The organism is Streptomyces sp. NPDC050636, assembly GCF_040654775.1.
Taxonomy (GTDB): Bacteria; Actinomycetota; Actinomycetes; order Streptomycetales; family Streptomycetaceae; genus Streptomyces.
Genome location: NZ_JBFAIP010000001.1, coordinates 338,696 through 353,135, shown reverse-complemented (window position 1 = coordinate 353,135; position 14,440 = coordinate 338,696). Strand labels below are relative to the sequence as shown.

Here is a 14,440-nt window from a genome sequence, read left to right as displayed (position 1 = left end):
ACACAGACGCTCTGTGACCGAGTGCACAGAGCGCACGGACGCGTCCGCGCGGGGTCGGCAGGAAGGGTCAGCCGGCCCGGCCGCCCCGTCCGATGCGCCGCAGCTGCTCGGGCGAGATGATGACCAGCCCTCGACGGCTGGTGTCGACGATGCCGCGCCGGCGCAGCTCCGTGAGCAGCCGGGCGACGCGTTCGCGGGAGGATCCCACCGAGCCTGCGAGCTCGGACTGGCTGAGCCCGGCGGTGAGCCGCACCCCCTCGGTGATCCGCTCGCCGTGCGTACGGGCCAGGTCCAGCAGCAGGATCGCCAGGCGCTCGCGCACGCCGAGCGCCGCGAACTCCAGTCGACGCTGGTCGCTGGAGCGCATCCGGTCGCTGATCAGCTCGGTCAGCCGCAGCATCACGTGCGGTGACTCCGTGAGGTGGGAGGTGAACCGATCCTGTTCCACGGCCACGGCCTGGACCGGGCCGAGAGTGGTCACCGTCGCGGACCGGGGCCGGCCGCGCAGCGCGGCGGATTCGCCGATGATGTCGCCCGGGCCGCGCAGCGCCAGCAGCGCCTCGTAGCCGTTGGCGGCCAGGGTGGTGACCTTGGTCCAGCCGCTGAGTACGAGCAGGACGTGCGAGGAGGGTTCGTCCTGACGCAGCAGGAGGCAGCGCGGGCCGTAATCCAGGGGACGACCGAGTGCGAGCAGGACCGCCCGGTCGTCCTTTTCGAGGCGCGCGAGAAACGGGACCCCGTCGTCGAGAGAGTTCCCTGGTGTCTTCCCGCGCGTTAAGTGTGGCTGGGACGCCGAATCGACTGCATCGTGCTGGCTCGCCATCGCCATGATCCCCCGAGTTTAGGCAGCTGAGAGTAGTTGACCATGTACAGGCCCAGATCGGAACAGCGCATTCCCATGGGCTCCGTCGGGCAGTGGGCGGCGCGTGGTGCGAACTTCTGGGGTCGGCCAACGGTTCCATGGCGGCATCCCGCGTGGCTACGGGAACTTGTCCTCCCGTCTCTGCGTCTGTGATGAGAAGATGGGGAGAACTGTCGAGCGGGGGGAGGTTCGCGAAGTGGCATTCCAGCCGTGGCAGGGTGGGCAGCCCGCTCAGCCGAATCAGGTGCCGGCGATGCGCGCTTCGCACGCCGATCGTGAACGTGCGGTCGATGTGCTGAAGGCGGGCTTTGCCGAGGGGCGGCTCGGGCAGACCGAGTACGAGCAGCGGATCACGCGCGCCTATCAGGCGCAGACCCACTCCGAGCTGCAGATGCTGGTCGCGGATCTGCCGCAGGGGCCGGTGCCGCAGGCGGATTTCCATCCCCGGCCGCTGCCGGCGACGTTCATGCCGATGCCCATGCAGATGCCGATGCCGGTGCACACCAACAGCTCCGCGACGGGTGCCCTGGTCTGCGGGATCATGGCGCCGATGACCTGGGGGCTGACGGCGATCCCGGCCGTGATCCTGGGGCACAAGGCGCGCGCCGAGATCCGCCGGACGGGGGAGCGCGGCGACGGCCAGGCCATCGCAGGTCTGGTGATCGGCTGGCTGGGTATAGGCGCGTGGGCGATGTTCTTCCTGGTGTTCGTGCTGCTGGCCGCGGTGAGCTGAGCGCGCGCCGCCAGGATGGGGGCACCTCCCATGCCCTTAAGGCATGGGGGAGGATCATGGTGGTGTGCGGCCCTTGCCACCCGGTGGTCGGGGCAGGTGCCGGCGGTGTGTTGCCTTCTTCCGTACGGGGGTGGATCCCACTACGGTGGCCGCAACGCCGTGAGGAGTCCGGCGTGTCCTTCGCGTGTGCATTTGTTTTGACCGCAGCCCATGCGGTAGGTACGCTCTGACCTTGTGCCTGGGGTGTCCCTGGGCTGCCGTGCGCGCAATCTCCCCCAGCTTCGGCCGGGAGTGCCACCAGCACGGAAGCCAGGTTTTGACACCGCAATCTGCCGCCTCCCTCGTTCCAGCGGGGTCGGTCTGCAGTATTCGACACACCCGACCGCGTGGGTCGGTGAATGTTCCAGGTTAGCTTTACCGAGACTGGCACACAGAAACCGGAGAAACGGTGCCTACGATCCAGCAGCTGGTCCGCAAGGGCCGGCAGGACAAGGTCGAGAAGAACAAGACGCCCGCGCTTGAGGGTTCGCCCCAGCGCCGTGGCGTCTGCACGCGTGTTTTCACGACCACCCCGAAGAAGCCGAACTCGGCCCTGCGTAAGGTCGCGCGTGTGCGTCTGACCAGCGGGATCGAGGTCACCGCTTACATTCCGGGTGAGGGCCACAACCTGCAGGAGCACTCGATCGTGCTCGTGCGCGGCGGCCGTGTGAAGGACCTGCCGGGTGTTCGGTACAAGATCATCCGCGGCTCCCTCGACACGCAGGGCGTCAAGAACCGCAAGCAGGCTCGCAGCCGCTACGGCGCCAAGAAGGAGAAGTAAGAATGCCTCGTAAGGGCCCCGCCCCGAAGCGCCCGGTCATCATCGACCCGGTCTACGGCTCTCCTCTGGTGACCTCCCTCATCAACAAGGTTCTGCTGAACGGCAAGCGCTCCACCGCTGAGCGCATCGTTTACGGCGCCATGGAGGGTCTGCGCGAGAAGACCGGTAACGACCCGGTCATCACGCTCAAGCGCGCGCTCGAGAACATCAAGCCGACCCTTGAGGTCAAGTCCCGCCGCGTCGGTGGCGCGACCTACCAGGTCCCGGTCGAGGTCAAGCCCGGCCGTGCCGCGACCCTCTCGCTCCGCTGGCTCGTGGGCTACTCCCGCGCCCGCCGCGAGAAGACCATGACCGAGCGCCTCATGAACGAACTGCTCGACGCCTCCAACGGCCTCGGCGCTTCGGTCAAGAAGCGTGAGGACACGCACAAGATGGCCGAGTCCAACAAGGCCTTCGCGCACTACCGCTGGTAGTCGCAACCCACATCGAGACCGAGAGAAGATTGAGCCGATATGGCCACCACTTCGCTTGACCTGGCCACGGTCCGCAACATTGGGATCATGGCCCACATCGACGCGGGCAAGACGACCACCACCGAGCGGATCCTGTTCTACACCGGTGTCTCGTACAAGATCGGTGAAGTCCACGACGGCGCTGCCACGATGGACTGGATGGAGCAGGAGCAGGAGCGCGGCATCACGATCACGTCTGCCGCGACGACCTGCCACTGGCCGCTGAACGACATCGACAACACCATCAACATCATCGACACCCCGGGCCACGTTGACTTCACGGTCGAGGTGGAGCGCTCGCTGCGCGTCCTGGACGGTGCGGTGACGGTGTTCGACGGTGTCGCCGGTGTCGAGCCCCAGTCCGAGACCGTTTGGCGTCAGGCGGACCGCTACGGCGTGCCGCGCATCTGCTTCGTCAACAAGCTCGACCGTACGGGCGCCGAGTTCCACCGCTGCGTGGACATGATCGTGGACCGCCTCGGCGCGGTGCCGCTGGTCATGCAGCTGCCCATCGGCACCGAGATGGACTTCAAGGGTGTCGTCGACCTCGTCCGCATGAAGGCCCTGGTCTGGTCGGCCGAGGCTGCCAAGGGCGAGATGTACGACACCGTCGACATCCCGGCCTCGCACGTCGAGGCGGCCGACGAGTGGCGCGGCAAGCTGCTCGAGGCCGTCGCCGAGAACGACGAGGAGATGATGGAGCTGTACCTGGAGGGCAAGGAGCCCTCCGAGGAGCAGCTGTACGCGGCGATCCGTCGCATCACCATCGCCTCCACCGGCGCCGAGGGTTCCGTCACCGTCACCCCGGTGTTCTGCGGTACCGCGTTCAAGAACAAGGGCGTTCAGCCCCTGCTCGACGCGGTCGTGCGCTACCTCCCGTCGCCGCTGGACATCGGCGCCGTCGAGGGCCACTCCGTGAAGGACGCCGAGGAGGTCGTCACGCGCGAGCCCTCCGACGACGCCCCCTTCGCCGGTCTGGCCTTCAAGATCGCGAGCGACCCGCACCTCGGCAAGCTCACGTTCATCCGTGTGTACTCCGGCCGCATGGAGGCAGGCACCCAGGTGCTGAACTCCGTGAAGGGCAAGAAGGAGCGCATCGGCAAGATCTACCGGATGCACGCGAACAAGCGTGAGGAGATCGACTCGGTGGGTGCCGGTGACATCGTCGCCGTCATGGGTCTGAAGCAGACCACCACCGGTGAGACCCTGTCCGACTCGGGCAACCCGGTGATCCTGGAGTCGATGGAGTTCCCGGCCCCGGTCATCCAGGTCGCCATCGAGCCCAAGTCCAAGGGCGACCAGGAGAAGCTGGGTGTCGCCATCCAGCGCCTCGCCGAAGAGGACCCGTCGTTCCAGGTCCACACCGACGAGGAGACCGGCCAGACCATCATCGCGGGTATGGGCGAGCTGCACCTCGACGTGCTGGTCGACCGTATGCGCCGTGAGTTCCGGGTCGAGGCCAACGTCGGCAAGCCGCAGGTCGCGTACCGCGAGACCCTGCGCAAGGCCGTCGAGCGTCTCGACTACACGCACAAGAAGCAGACTGGTGGTTCCGGCCAGTTCGCCAAGGTGCAGATCGCGATCGCGCCGCTCGAGGGCGACGGGTACGAGTTCGAGAACAAGGTCACCGGTGGCCGTATCCCGCGGGAGTACATCCCGTCCGTGGACGCGGGCTGCCAGGAGGCCATGGAGTTCGGCGTGCTCGCCGGCTACCCGCTGACGGGCGTCAAGGTCACGCTGCTCGACGGTGCGTTCCACGAGGTCGACTCGTCCGAGATGGCCTTCAAGATCGCCGGTTCGATGGCCTTCAAGGAGGCCGCCCGCAAGGCCTCCCCGGCCCTGCTCGAGCCGATGATGAAGGTCGAGGTCACCACGCCCGAGGACTACATGGGTGACGTGATCGGCGACATCAACTCTCGCCGTGGTCAGATCCAGTCCATGGAGGACCGCAGCGGCGCCAAGCTCGTCACGGGCCTGGTTCCGCTCTCGGAGATGTTCGGCTACGTCGGAGACCTCCGCAGCAAGACGTCGGGTCGCGCAAGCTACTCGATGCAGTTCGACTCCTACGCCGAGGTTCCCCGGAACGTCGCCGAGGAGATCATCGCGAAGGCCAAGGGCGAATAGCTCCGTCTCCCGAGAGCCGGAACACGCTTTAGGCTTGACACCGTCTGCCGGGGTAATCCCTGCAATCCGTGAGGAATGCCCCGGCAGCCGGCATCCCAGCAAAGATCACCTGGCGCCGATGAGTAAGGCGTACAGAACCACTTCAGGAGGAACCAGTGGCGAAGGCGAAGTTCGAGCGGACTAAGCCGCACGTCAACATCGGCACCATCGGTCACATTGACCACGGTAAGACGACCCTCACGGCCGCCATTACCAAGGTGCTGCACGACGCGTACCCGGACCTGAACGAGGCCTCGGCCTTCGACCAGATCGACAAGGCTCCTGAGGAGCGCCAGCGCGGTATCACGATTTCGATCGCGCACGTCGAGTACCAGACCGAGTCGCGTCACTACGCCCACGTCGACTGCCCCGGTCACGCGGACTACATCAAGAACATGATCACGGGTGCCGCGCAGATGGACGGCGCGATCCTCGTGGTTGCCGCCACCGACGGCCCGATGCCGCAGACCAAGGAGCACGTGCTCCTGGCCCGCCAGGTCGGCGTTCCCTACATCGTTGTCGCCCTGAACAAGGCCGACATGGTGGACGACGAGGAGATCCTGGAGCTCGTCGAGCTCGAGGTCCGTGAGCTCCTCTCCGAGTACGAGTTCCCGGGCGACGACGTTCCGGTCGTCAAGGTCTCGGCGCTCAAGGCGCTCGAGGGCGACGCCGAGTGGGGCAAGTCCGTCCTCGACCTGATGAAGGCCGTCGACGAGTCGATCCCGCAGCCCGAGCGCGACGTCGACAAGCCGTTCCTGATGCCGATCGAGGACGTCTTCACGATCACCGGCCGTGGCACCGTTGTCACCGGTCGTATCGAGCGTGGTGTCCTCAAGGTCAACGAGACCGTCGACATCATCGGCATCAAGACCGAGAAGACCACCACCACGGTCACCGGTATCGAGATGTTCCGGAAGCTCCTCGACGAGGGCCAGGCCGGTGAGAATGTCGGTCTGCTGCTTCGCGGTATCAAGCGCGAGGACGTCGAGCGCGGCCAGGTCATCATCAAGCCGGGCTCGGTCACCCCGCACACCGAGTTCGAGGCGCAGGCCTACATCCTCTCCAAGGACGAGGGTGGCCGCCACACGCCGTTCTTCAACAACTACCGTCCGCAGTTCTACTTCCGTACGACTGACGTGACCGGTGTTGTGACCCTCCCCGAGGGCACCGAGATGGTCATGCCGGGCGACAACACCGAGATGGTCGTCTCGCTGATCCAGCCCGTGGCCATGGAAGAGGGCCTGAAGTTCGCCATCCGTGAGGGTGGCCGGACCGTCGGCGCCGGCCAGGTCACCAAGATCAACAAGTAAGTGTTGATCCGGTCGATCCGGTAGCTCTTAAGAGCAGCTGAGGAGCCCCGTCCACCATTAGGTGGGCGGGGCTCCTTGACAGTTGGGCCCCGATTGGCCTTAGGCGTCCCGCGTGTGGCACACTGTCCAGGTTGCTCGGTTGAGTGCCGATGCTGCGCGCCTCCCGCCGGGAGGACCGGAAGCGAGTCCCAGGTATTCGTCGTCCCAGGTTGTGTATCGCGAGATGCAGGGGCGGAAGTACGGGAATCTTCCGGGAAGTGTCAGCGGGGTACCAGCCAGGCGCCCGGTGGGTGTTCTTCCCCCACAATCTCCTTCTCGAAGGATCTCCCCTGCGGAGATTTACGGGAAGGGGTGCGACACGCCCGACCGCGTGGGTCGGAGGTTGGACGGTGCTCCGCATGGAGCACAGCGCATCGGGTCCCAGAGCGTTACGAGAGACAGGACTACTGAGTAGCCATGGCGGGACAGAAGATCCGCATCCGGCTCAAGGCCTACGACCACGAGGTCATCGACTCCTCGGCGAAGAAGATCGTCGAGACGGTGACCCGCACTGGTGCGTCGGTCGCAGGCCCGGTGCCGCTGCCCACTGAGAAGAACGTGTACTGCGTCATCAAGTCGCCGCACAAGTACAAGGACTCGCGCGAGCACTTCGAGATGCGCACGCACAAGCGCTTGATCGACATCCTCGACCCGACGCCCAAGACCGTTGACTCGCTGATGCGCCTGGACCTTCCGGCCGGCGTTGACATCGAGATCAAGCTCTGAGAGGCGCGGAACAGATGGCTAAGCAGATCAAGGGCATCCTGGGCGAGAAGCTCGGCATGACCCAGGTCTGGGACGAGAACAACCGTGTCGTCCCGGTGACCGTGGTGAAGGCCGGCCCCTGCGTCGTTACCCAGGTGCGCACCAATGACCAGGACGGTTACGACTCCGTCCAGATCGCCTTCGGCGAGATCGACCCGCGCAAGGTGAACAAGCCCCTCAAGGGCCACTTCGCCAAGGCCGACGTCACGCCCCGCCGCCACCTCGTCGAGGTCCGTACCACCGATGCCGGTGAGTACACCCTCGGCCAGGAGCTGACCGCTGAGACCTTCGAGTCCGGCGTCAAGGTGGACGTGACCGGTAAGAGCAAGGGCAAGGGCTTCGCCGGTGTCATGAAGCGTCACGGCTTCCACGGCGGCAAGGCCTCTCACGGTGCCCACCGCGTGCACCGTAAGCCTGGTTCCATCGGTGGCTGTGCCACCCCGGGCCGCGTGTTCAAGGGCATGCGGATGGCCGGCCGTATGGGCAATGAGCGGGTCACCACCCAGAACCTGACCGTCCATGCCGTTGACGCGGAGAAGGGCCTGCTGCTCATCAAGGGCGCAGTTCCTGGTCCGAACGGCGGCCTCGTCCTGGTCCGTACCGCGGCCAAGGGGGCCTGAGGTAACCGATGAGCACCATTGACATCCTTTCGCCGGCAGGCGACAAGGCCGGGACCGTCGAACTCCCCGCGGAGATCTTCGACGCCAAGGTCAGCATTCCGCTGATCCACCAGGTCGTTGTCGCACAGCTGGCCGCTGCCCGTCAGGGCACGCACAAGACCAAGCGCCGCGGCGAAGTCCGTGGTGGCGGCAAGAAGCCGTACCGCCAGAAGGGCACCGGCCGCGCGCGCCAGGGTTCGACCCGTGCGCCGCAGTTCGCCGGCGGTGGCGTCGTCCACGGCCCGCAGCCGCGTGACTACTCGCAGCGGACGCCCAAGAAGATGAAGGCAGCCGCCCTGCGCGGTGCCCTCACCGACCGGGCCCGCAGCAGCCGCATCCACGTCGTCTCCGGCGTGGTCGACGGCGGGATCTCCACGAAGGCCGCCAAGGCTCTTCTCGGCAAGGTCAGCGAGCGCAAGAACGTGCTCCTGGTCGTCGAGCGCAGCGACGAGGCCGCGTGGTTCTCCGCCCGCAACCTGCCCCAGGTTCACATCCTGGAGCCGGGCCAGCTGAACACGTACGACGTGCTCGTCTCCGACGACGTGGTCTTCACCAAGACCGCCTTCGAGTCCTTCGTGTCTGGCCCCAAGGCCAATGAGACCGAAGGGAGCGAGGCCTGATGGCTACGCGTCACCCCAGCATTGCCTCCAAGGCCGCCAAGGTCGCGAAGGCAAAGCGCATCGCCAAGGCTGCGAAGGCCCCCGTGGCCGTCGAGCCGACGCCGCTGAGCAAGTCGCTCTCGGACCCGCGTGACGTTCTCGTCAAGCCGGTTGTCTCCGAGAAGAGCTACGCGCTGCTGGACGAGAACAAGTACACGTTCATCGTCGACCCGCGCGCCAACAAGACCCAGATCAAGCAGGCCGTCCAGGCGGTCTTCTCGGTCAAGGTCACCGGGGTCAACACGATCAACCGTCAGGGCAAGCGCAAGCGCACCCGCACCGGTTTCGGCAAGCGCGCCGACACGAAGCGCGCCATCGTGACCCTCGCCGAGGGCGACCGTATCGACATCTTCGGCGGCCCGGTCTCCTAACGGAGTCCGAGTCGTCCGGAATCGGACGAGGACTGAGAAATGGGTATCCGCAAGTACAAGCCGACGACCCCGGGCCGTCGTGGCTCCAGCGTCGCCGACTTTGTCGAGATCACGCGGTCCACGCCGGAGAAGTCGCTGGTCCGCCCGCTGCACAGCAAGGGCGGCCGTAACAACGCCGGTCGTGTGACCACTCGCCACCAGGGTGGTGGCCACAAGCGCGCCTACCGCGTGATCGACTTCCGTCGTCACGACAAGGACGGCGTGCCGGCCAAGGTCGCGCACATCGAGTACGACCCCAACCGCACCGCGCGCATCGCGCTGCTGCACTACGCAGACGGCGAGAAGCGCTACATCATCGCGCCCCGCAACCTGAACCAGGGCGACCGGATTGAGAACGGCCCTGGCGCCGACATCAAGCCCGGCAACAACCTGGCGCTGCGCAACATCCCCGTGGGTACGACCATCCACGCCATCGAGCTGCGGCCCGGCGGCGGCGCGAAGTTCGCCCGCTCCGCGGGTGCCTCCGTGCAGCTGCTGGCGAAGGAGGGCTCCATGGCCCACCTTCGTATGCCCTCCGGCGAGATCCGTCTGGTCGACGTCCGCTGCCGCGCCACCATTGGCGAGGTCGGCAACGCCGAGCAGTCGAACATCAACTGGGGCAAGGCCGGCCGTATGCGCTGGAAGGGCGTCCGCCCGACCGTGCGTGGTGTCGTGATGAACCCGGTCGACCACCCGCACGGTGGTGGTGAGGGCAAGACCTCCGGTGGTCGCCACCCGGTCTCGCCCTGGGGCCAGAAGGAGGGTCGTACTCGCTCGCCGAAGAAGGCCAGCAACAAGTACATCGTCCGCCGCCGCAAGACGAACAAGAAGCGCTAGGAGCGGGTTTAGATGCCGCGCAGTCTCAAGAAGGGGCCCTTCGTCGACGACCACCTTTCCAAGAAGGTGGATGTTCAGAACGAAGCCGGCACCAAGAACGTCATCAAGACCTGGTCCCGCCGCTCCATGATCGTCCCGGCCATGCTCGGCCACACGATCGCGGTGCACGACGGCCGCAAGCACGTCCCGGTGTTCGTCACCGAGTCGATGGTCGGCCACAAGCTCGGCGAGTTTGCGCCGACCCGCACCTTCCGCGGCCACGAGAAGGACGACCGCAAGTCGCGGCGTCGTTGATCGGCGGAGTGCGAAGACTATGACTGACACCGAAGGGACAACCATGGAAGCCAGGGCCCAGGCGCGGTACATCCGCGTCACGCCCATGAAGGCCCGCCGCGTGGTGGACCTTATCCGTGGCATGGATGCCACGGAGGCTCAGGCGGTCCTGCGTTTCGCCCCGCAGGCCGCGAGTGAGCCCGTGGGCAAGGTGCTGGACAGCGCCATTGCCAACGCCGCGCACAACTACGACCACACCGACGCCGGCAGCCTCTTCATTTCCGAGGCGTATGTCGACGAGGGCCCGACCCTGAAGCGGTTCCGTCCGCGTGCCCAGGGCCGTGCCTACCGGATCCGCAAGCGGACCAGCCACATCACCGTGGTCGTCAGCAGCAAGGAAGGAACCCGGTAATGGGCCAGAAGGTAAACCCGCACGGGTTCCGGCTCGGCATCACCACCGACTTCAAGTCGCGCTGGTACGCCGACAAGCTGTACAAGGACTACGTCAAGGAAGACGTCGCCATTCGTCGCATGATGACGAAGGGCATGGAGCGCGCCGGTATCTCCAAGGTGGAGATCGAGCGCACCCGTGAGCGCGTCCGCGTTGACATCCACACCGCTCGTCCGGGCATCGTCATCGGCCGCCGCGGCGCCGAGGCGGACCGCATCCGCGGCGAGCTGGAGAAGCTGACCGGCAAGCAGGTCCAGCTGAACATCCTCGAGGTCAAGAACCCCGAGACCGATGCTCAGCTGGTGGCCCAGGCCGTCGCCGAGCAGCTGTCCTCCCGCGTCTCCTTCCGTCGCGCCATGCGTAAGAGCATGCAGTCGACGATGAAGGCCGGCGCCAAGGGCATCAAGATCCAGTGCGGTGGCCGTCTCGGCGGCGCCGAGATGTCCCGCTCGGAGTTCTACCGCGAGGGCCGTGTGCCCCTGCACACGCTCCGTGCGAACGTCGACTACGGCTTCTTCGAGGCCAAGACCACCTTCGGCCGTATCGGCGTGAAGGTCTGGATCTACAAGGGCGACGTCAAGAACATCGCCGAGGTGCGTGCCGAGAACGCCGCGGCCCGTGCGGGTAACCGCCCGGCCCGTGGTGGTGGCGGCGGCAACGACCGCCCGCGTCGCGGTGGCGAGCGTGGCGGCCGCGGCGGCCGCAAGCCGCAGCAGCAGAGCGCCGCTGCCGAGGCCCCCAAGGCCGAGGCCGCTGCCGCTGCTCCGGCGGAGACCCCCGGAACGGAGGCCTGACCGACATGCTGATCCCTCGCAGGGTCAAGCACCGCAAGCAGCACCACCCGAAGCGCAGTGGTATGGCCAAGGGTGGCACCGAGCTGGCCTTCGGTGAGTACGGCATCCAGGCCGTGACCCCGGCTTACGTGACGAACCGTCAGATCGAGTCCGCTCGTATCGCGATGACCCGTCACATCAAGCGTGGCGGCAAGGTCTGGATCAACATTTACCCGGACCGCCCGCTCACGAAGAAGCCGGCCGAAACCCGCATGGGTTCCGGTAAGGGTTCTCCGGAGTGGTGGGTCGCGAACGTCAAGCCCGGTCGGGTGATGTTCGAGCTGTCCTTCCCGAACGAGAAGGTTGCTAAGGAGGCGCTGACCCGCGCCGCCCACAAGCTTCCGATGAAGTGCCGCATCGTTCGGCGCGAGGCAGGTGAATCGTGATGTCGGCCGTTACCAAGGCGTCCGAGCTGCGCGAGCTGACCGACGAGGATCTCGTCGCGAAGCTCCGTGAGGCCAAGGAAGAGCTGTTCAACCTCCGCTTCCAGGCGGCGACCGGACAGCTCGAGAACCACGGTCGGCTCAAGTCCGTCCGTAAGGACATCGCCCGGATCTACACCCTGATGCGTGAGCGCGAGCTGGGCATCGAGACGGTGGAGAGCGCCTGATGAGCGAGAAGAATGTGACTGAGACCAACGACCGCGGTTTCCGCAAGACCCGTGAGGGTCTCGTCGTCAGCGACAAGATGGACAAGACCGTCGTCGTCGCTGTCGAGGACCGCGTCAAGCACGCGCTGTACGGCAAGGTCATCCGCCGTACCAACAAGCTCAAGGCGCACGACGAGCAGAACGCCGCTGGTGTCGGCGACCGCGTCCTCCTCATGGAGACCCGGCCGCTGTCCGCCACGAAGCGCTGGCGCATCGTCGAGATCCTCGAGAAGGCCAAGTAGGCAATTCCCGTAAGGGAATTCCGATAGAAACGCCTGTGGGGGTTACCCCTCAGGTTCAGTTCCGCCAGGCTCGGTGCGGGGCGATTGCGAGAGTTTGCAATCGCCCCCGCACCGGGAACCGGCAGACGATCAGGAGATAGACGTGATCCAGCAGGAGTCGCGACTGCGCGTCGCCGACAACACTGGTGCGAAGGAAATCCTTTGCATCCGTGTTCTCGGTGGCTCCGGTCGCCGCTACGCGGGCATCGGTGACGTCATCGTCGCCACCGTCAAGGACGCGATCCCCGGTGGCAACGTGAAGAAGGGTGACGTCGTCAAGGCCGTCATCGTTCGCACCGTCAAGGAGCGCCGCCGTCCGGACGGCTCGTACATCCGCTTCGACGAGAACGCGGCCGTCATCCTCAAGAACGATGGCGACCCCCGCGGCACCCGCATCTTCGGCCCCGTGGGCCGGGAGCTGCGCGAGAAGAAGTTCATGAAGATCATCTCGCTCGCGCCGGAGGTGCTGTAACCGATGAAGATCAAGAAGGGCGACCTGGTCCAGGTCATCACCGGTAAGGACAAGGGCAAGCAGGGCAAGGTCATTCAGGCCTTCCCCCGCGAGGACCGAGTCCTGGTCGAGGGTGTCAACCGGGTCAAGAAGCACACCAAGGCCGGTCAGACCGCTCGTGGTTCGAAGACCGGCGGCATTGTGACGACCGAAGCCCCCGTCCACGTGAGCAACGTTCAGCTCGTCGTGGAGAAGGACGGCAACAAGGTCGTGACGCGCGTCGGATACCGCTTCGACGACGAGGGCAACAAGATCCGCGTTGCCAAGCGGACCGGTGAGGACATCTGATGACTGCCACCACCAACGCGCCGCGTCTCAAGCTGCGCTACCGCGAAGAGATCGCCGGGAAGCTGAAGGACGAGTTCTCGTACGAGAACGTCATGCAGATCCCCGGTCTGACCAAGATCGTGGTCAACATGGGTGTGGGCGACGCCGCCCGCGACTCCAAGCTGATCGACGGTGCCATCAAGGACCTCACCACGATCACCGGCCAGAAGCCGGCCGTCACCAAGGCCCGTAAGTCCATCGCGCAGTTCAAGCTGCGTGAGGGCCAGCCGATCGGTGCCCACGTCACCCTCCGTGGTGACCGCATGTGGGAGTTCCTGGACCGCCTGCTGTCGCTCGCGCTGCCGCGCATCCGCGACTTCCGTGGTCTGTCCCCGAAGCAGTTCGACGGTCGGGGCAACTACACCTTCGGTCTCACGGAGCAGGTCATGTTCCACGAGATCGACCAGGACAAGATCGACCGGACGCGGGGCATGGACATCACCGTGGTCACCACGGCGTCCAACGACGATGAGGGCCGCGCCCTGCTTCGTCACCTCGGCTTCCCGTTCAAGGAGAACTGACCGTGGCGAAGAAGGCTCTGATCGCTAAGGCGGCTCGTAAGCCGAAGTTTGCTGTCCGCGCGTACACGCGCTGCCAGCGCTGCGGCCGGCCGCACTCCGTCTACCGCAAGTTCGGCCTGTGCCGCGTGTGCCTTCGTGAGATGGCTCACCGTGGCGAGCTGCCGGGCGTGACCAAGAGCTCCTGGTAATCCCCTAGTTGGGATTACCGGAGGCTCTCGGTAAGCATCTGGTCCGGCGGGAGCCCCGGCCCTTCTTCCCGTAAGGTGGAAGGGTTGGGCGCCCGCCGCGCCCAGGACTGACCGCGGGCCCAGCCCGCATAGTCGCTTACTACGCCGTAGGTCCCCGCGCCGCACCCGTCCCGACTCAGATCGGGGAGAGGGATGGCGCACATAGGAAACCCCGGCGAGAGAGGCCGAAGGCCAATTCATGACCATGACTGATCCCATCGCAGACATGCTGACCCGTCTGCGTAACGCGAACTCGGCGTACCACGACACCGTCGTGATGCCGCACAGCAAGATCAAGTCGCACATCGCGGAGATCCTCCAGCAGGAGGGTTACATCACCGGCTGGAGCGTCGAGGACGCCGAGGTTGGCAAGAACCTCACCCTCGAGCTGAAGTTCGGCCCGAACCGCGAGCGCTCGATCGCCGGCATCAAGCGGATTTCGAAGCCGGGCCTGCGGGTTTACGCAAAGTCCACCAACCTGCCGAAGGTCCTCGGCGGCCTGGGCGTGGCGATCATCTCCACGTCCCACGGTCTCCTGACCGGCCAGCAGGCCAGCAAGAAGGGCGTGGGTGGGGAAGTCCTCGCCTACGTCTGGTAA

At 65.9% G+C, this 14,440-nt stretch carries 22 protein-coding genes; 21 read left to right on the top strand and 1 reads right to left on the bottom strand.

What is annotated here, in order from left to right:
- Window positions 1-67: 67 nt before the first annotated feature.
- Complete coding sequence (locus AB0I10_RS01740) at window positions 68-823, bottom strand: Crp/Fnr family transcriptional regulator (RefSeq protein WP_363150256.1); 756 nt, start codon at window positions 821-823, stop codon at window positions 68-70.
- Window positions 824-1,115: 292 nt separating this feature from the next.
- On the opposite strand from AB0I10_RS01740, the gene AB0I10_RS01735 reads away from it, so the two are divergent.
- From AB0I10_RS01735 to rpsH, 21 genes are all read left to right on the top strand, one after another.
- Window positions 1,116-1,595, top strand: coding sequence for a DUF1707 and DUF4190 domain-containing protein (locus AB0I10_RS01735; RefSeq protein WP_363150417.1), 480 nt, complete (start codon window positions 1,116-1,118; stop codon window positions 1,593-1,595).
- A 448-nt stretch (window positions 1,596-2,043) separates the two neighbouring features.
- Window positions 2,044-2,415: a 30S ribosomal protein S12 gene (rpsL, locus tag AB0I10_RS01730; RefSeq protein ID WP_003948652.1), complete on the top strand. Its 372-nt coding sequence runs from the start codon at window positions 2,044-2,046 to the stop codon at window positions 2,413-2,415.
- A 2-nt stretch (window positions 2,416-2,417) separates the two neighbouring features.
- A complete protein-coding gene (gene rpsG / locus AB0I10_RS01725; RefSeq protein WP_004571813.1) occupies window positions 2,418-2,888 on the top strand; it encodes a 30S ribosomal protein S7 in 471 nt (156 codons plus the stop codon).
- 39 nt (window positions 2,889-2,927) lie between these two features.
- On the top strand, window positions 2,928-5,051 hold the full coding sequence (gene fusA / locus AB0I10_RS01720) for an elongation factor G (protein ID WP_363150255.1): 2,124 nt from the start codon (window positions 2,928-2,930) through the stop codon (window positions 5,049-5,051).
- Between the two features lie 155 nt (window positions 5,052-5,206).
- On the top strand, window positions 5,207-6,400 hold the full coding sequence (gene tuf, locus AB0I10_RS01715; RefSeq protein ID WP_363150254.1) for an elongation factor Tu: 1,194 nt from the start codon (window positions 5,207-5,209) through the stop codon (window positions 6,398-6,400).
- A gap of 456 nt (window positions 6,401-6,856) precedes the next feature.
- Window positions 6,857-7,165 carry a 30S ribosomal protein S10 gene (gene rpsJ / locus AB0I10_RS01710; protein WP_003948644.1) on the top strand — a complete coding sequence of 103 codons (309 nt, stop codon included), beginning with the start codon at window positions 6,857-6,859 and terminating at the stop codon, window positions 7,163-7,165.
- Window positions 7,166-7,179: 14 nt separating this feature from the next.
- Window positions 7,180-7,824: a 50S ribosomal protein L3 gene (gene rplC, locus AB0I10_RS01705; RefSeq protein ID WP_018090903.1), complete on the top strand. Its 645-nt coding sequence runs from the start codon at window positions 7,180-7,182 to the stop codon at window positions 7,822-7,824.
- 8 nt (window positions 7,825-7,832) lie between these two features.
- A complete protein-coding gene (gene rplD / locus AB0I10_RS01700; protein WP_363150253.1) occupies window positions 7,833-8,483 on the top strand; it encodes a 50S ribosomal protein L4 in 651 nt (216 codons plus the stop codon).
- Entirely contained in the window at window positions 8,483-8,893 is a 411-nt protein-coding gene (gene rplW / locus AB0I10_RS01695; RefSeq protein ID WP_363150252.1) for a 50S ribosomal protein L23, read from the top strand. Before rplD ends, rplW begins: the two co-directional genes overlap by 1 nt.
- Before the next feature lie 39 nt (window positions 8,894-8,932).
- The gene (gene rplB, locus AB0I10_RS01690) at window positions 8,933-9,769 is read left to right on the top strand and encodes a 50S ribosomal protein L2 (RefSeq protein ID WP_363150251.1); all 837 of its coding nucleotides are present in this window, start codon (window positions 8,933-8,935) and stop codon (window positions 9,767-9,769) included.
- Between the two features lie 12 nt (window positions 9,770-9,781).
- Entirely contained in the window at window positions 9,782-10,063 is a 282-nt protein-coding gene (gene rpsS, locus AB0I10_RS01685) for a 30S ribosomal protein S19 (RefSeq protein ID WP_014054167.1), read from the top strand.
- Window positions 10,064-10,106: 43 nt separating this feature from the next.
- Window positions 10,107-10,454 (top strand): 50S ribosomal protein L22, encoded by a 348-nt coding sequence (rplV, locus tag AB0I10_RS01680; RefSeq protein WP_363150416.1) that lies wholly within the window; start codon window positions 10,107-10,109, stop codon window positions 10,452-10,454.
- A complete protein-coding gene (gene rpsC, locus AB0I10_RS01675; protein WP_363150250.1) occupies window positions 10,454-11,287 on the top strand; it encodes a 30S ribosomal protein S3 in 834 nt (277 codons plus the stop codon). The genes rplV and rpsC overlap by 1 nt, the downstream gene beginning before the upstream one ends.
- Window positions 11,288-11,292: 5 nt before the next feature.
- The gene (rplP, locus tag AB0I10_RS01670; protein WP_006604880.1) at window positions 11,293-11,712 is read left to right on the top strand and encodes a 50S ribosomal protein L16; all 420 of its coding nucleotides are present in this window, start codon (window positions 11,293-11,295) and stop codon (window positions 11,710-11,712) included.
- Window positions 11,712-11,936: a 50S ribosomal protein L29 gene (rpmC, locus tag AB0I10_RS01665; RefSeq protein ID WP_363150249.1), complete on the top strand. Its 225-nt coding sequence runs from the start codon at window positions 11,712-11,714 to the stop codon at window positions 11,934-11,936. The genes rplP and rpmC overlap by 1 nt, the downstream gene beginning before the upstream one ends.
- On the top strand, window positions 11,936-12,217 hold the full coding sequence (gene rpsQ, locus AB0I10_RS01660; RefSeq protein WP_248865559.1) for a 30S ribosomal protein S17: 282 nt from the start codon (window positions 11,936-11,938) through the stop codon (window positions 12,215-12,217). The genes rpmC and rpsQ overlap by 1 nt, the downstream gene beginning before the upstream one ends.
- A gap of 142 nt (window positions 12,218-12,359) precedes the next feature.
- Window positions 12,360-12,728, top strand: coding sequence for a 50S ribosomal protein L14 (rplN, locus tag AB0I10_RS01655; RefSeq protein WP_003998823.1), 369 nt, complete (start codon window positions 12,360-12,362; stop codon window positions 12,726-12,728).
- Window positions 12,729-12,731: 3 nt separating this feature from the next.
- Window positions 12,732-13,055, top strand: a complete 324-nt coding sequence (gene rplX, locus AB0I10_RS01650) for a 50S ribosomal protein L24 (protein WP_006604883.1) — start codon at window positions 12,732-12,734, stop codon at window positions 13,053-13,055.
- Complete coding sequence (rplE, locus tag AB0I10_RS01645) at window positions 13,055-13,615, top strand: 50S ribosomal protein L5 (protein ID WP_363150248.1); 561 nt, start codon at window positions 13,055-13,057, stop codon at window positions 13,613-13,615. The genes rplX and rplE overlap by 1 nt, the downstream gene beginning before the upstream one ends.
- Before the next feature lie 2 nt (window positions 13,616-13,617).
- A complete protein-coding gene (locus AB0I10_RS01640) occupies window positions 13,618-13,803 on the top strand; it encodes a type Z 30S ribosomal protein S14 (RefSeq protein WP_004571834.1) in 186 nt (61 codons plus the stop codon).
- A gap of 238 nt (window positions 13,804-14,041) precedes the next feature.
- A complete protein-coding gene (gene rpsH, locus AB0I10_RS01635) occupies window positions 14,042-14,440 on the top strand; it encodes a 30S ribosomal protein S8 (protein ID WP_363150247.1) in 399 nt (132 codons plus the stop codon).

Coding starts and splice junctions, on each gene's coding strand:
- AB0I10_RS01740 (WP_363150256.1), bottom strand. CDS start 823: ATGGCGAGCCAGCACGATGCAGTCGATTCGGCGTCCCAGCCACACTTA.
- AB0I10_RS01735 (WP_363150417.1), top strand. CDS start 1,116: ATGCGCGCTTCGCACGCCGATCGTGAACGTGCGGTCGATGTGCTGAAG.
- rpsG (WP_004571813.1), top strand. CDS start 2,418: ATGCCTCGTAAGGGCCCCGCCCCGAAGCGCCCGGTCATCATCGACCCG.
- fusA (WP_363150255.1), top strand. CDS start 2,928: ATGGCCACCACTTCGCTTGACCTGGCCACGGTCCGCAACATTGGGATC.
- rpsJ (WP_003948644.1), top strand. CDS start 6,857: ATGGCGGGACAGAAGATCCGCATCCGGCTCAAGGCCTACGACCACGAG.
- rplC (WP_018090903.1), top strand. CDS start 7,180: ATGGCTAAGCAGATCAAGGGCATCCTGGGCGAGAAGCTCGGCATGACC.
- rplD (WP_363150253.1), top strand. CDS start 7,833: ATGAGCACCATTGACATCCTTTCGCCGGCAGGCGACAAGGCCGGGACC.
- rplW (WP_363150252.1), top strand. CDS start 8,483: ATGGCTACGCGTCACCCCAGCATTGCCTCCAAGGCCGCCAAGGTCGCG.
- rplB (WP_363150251.1), top strand. CDS start 8,933: ATGGGTATCCGCAAGTACAAGCCGACGACCCCGGGCCGTCGTGGCTCC.
- rpsS (WP_014054167.1), top strand. CDS start 9,782: ATGCCGCGCAGTCTCAAGAAGGGGCCCTTCGTCGACGACCACCTTTCC.
- rplV (WP_363150416.1), top strand. CDS start 10,107: ATGGAAGCCAGGGCCCAGGCGCGGTACATCCGCGTCACGCCCATGAAG.
- rpsC (WP_363150250.1), top strand. CDS start 10,454: ATGGGCCAGAAGGTAAACCCGCACGGGTTCCGGCTCGGCATCACCACC.
- rplP (WP_006604880.1), top strand. CDS start 11,293: ATGCTGATCCCTCGCAGGGTCAAGCACCGCAAGCAGCACCACCCGAAG.
- rpmC (WP_363150249.1), top strand. CDS start 11,712: ATGTCGGCCGTTACCAAGGCGTCCGAGCTGCGCGAGCTGACCGACGAG.
- rpsQ (WP_248865559.1), top strand. CDS start 11,936: ATGAGCGAGAAGAATGTGACTGAGACCAACGACCGCGGTTTCCGCAAG.
- rplX (WP_006604883.1), top strand. CDS start 12,732: ATGAAGATCAAGAAGGGCGACCTGGTCCAGGTCATCACCGGTAAGGAC.
- rplE (WP_363150248.1), top strand. CDS start 13,055: ATGACTGCCACCACCAACGCGCCGCGTCTCAAGCTGCGCTACCGCGAA.
- rpsH (WP_363150247.1), top strand. CDS start 14,042: ATGACCATGACTGATCCCATCGCAGACATGCTGACCCGTCTGCGTAAC.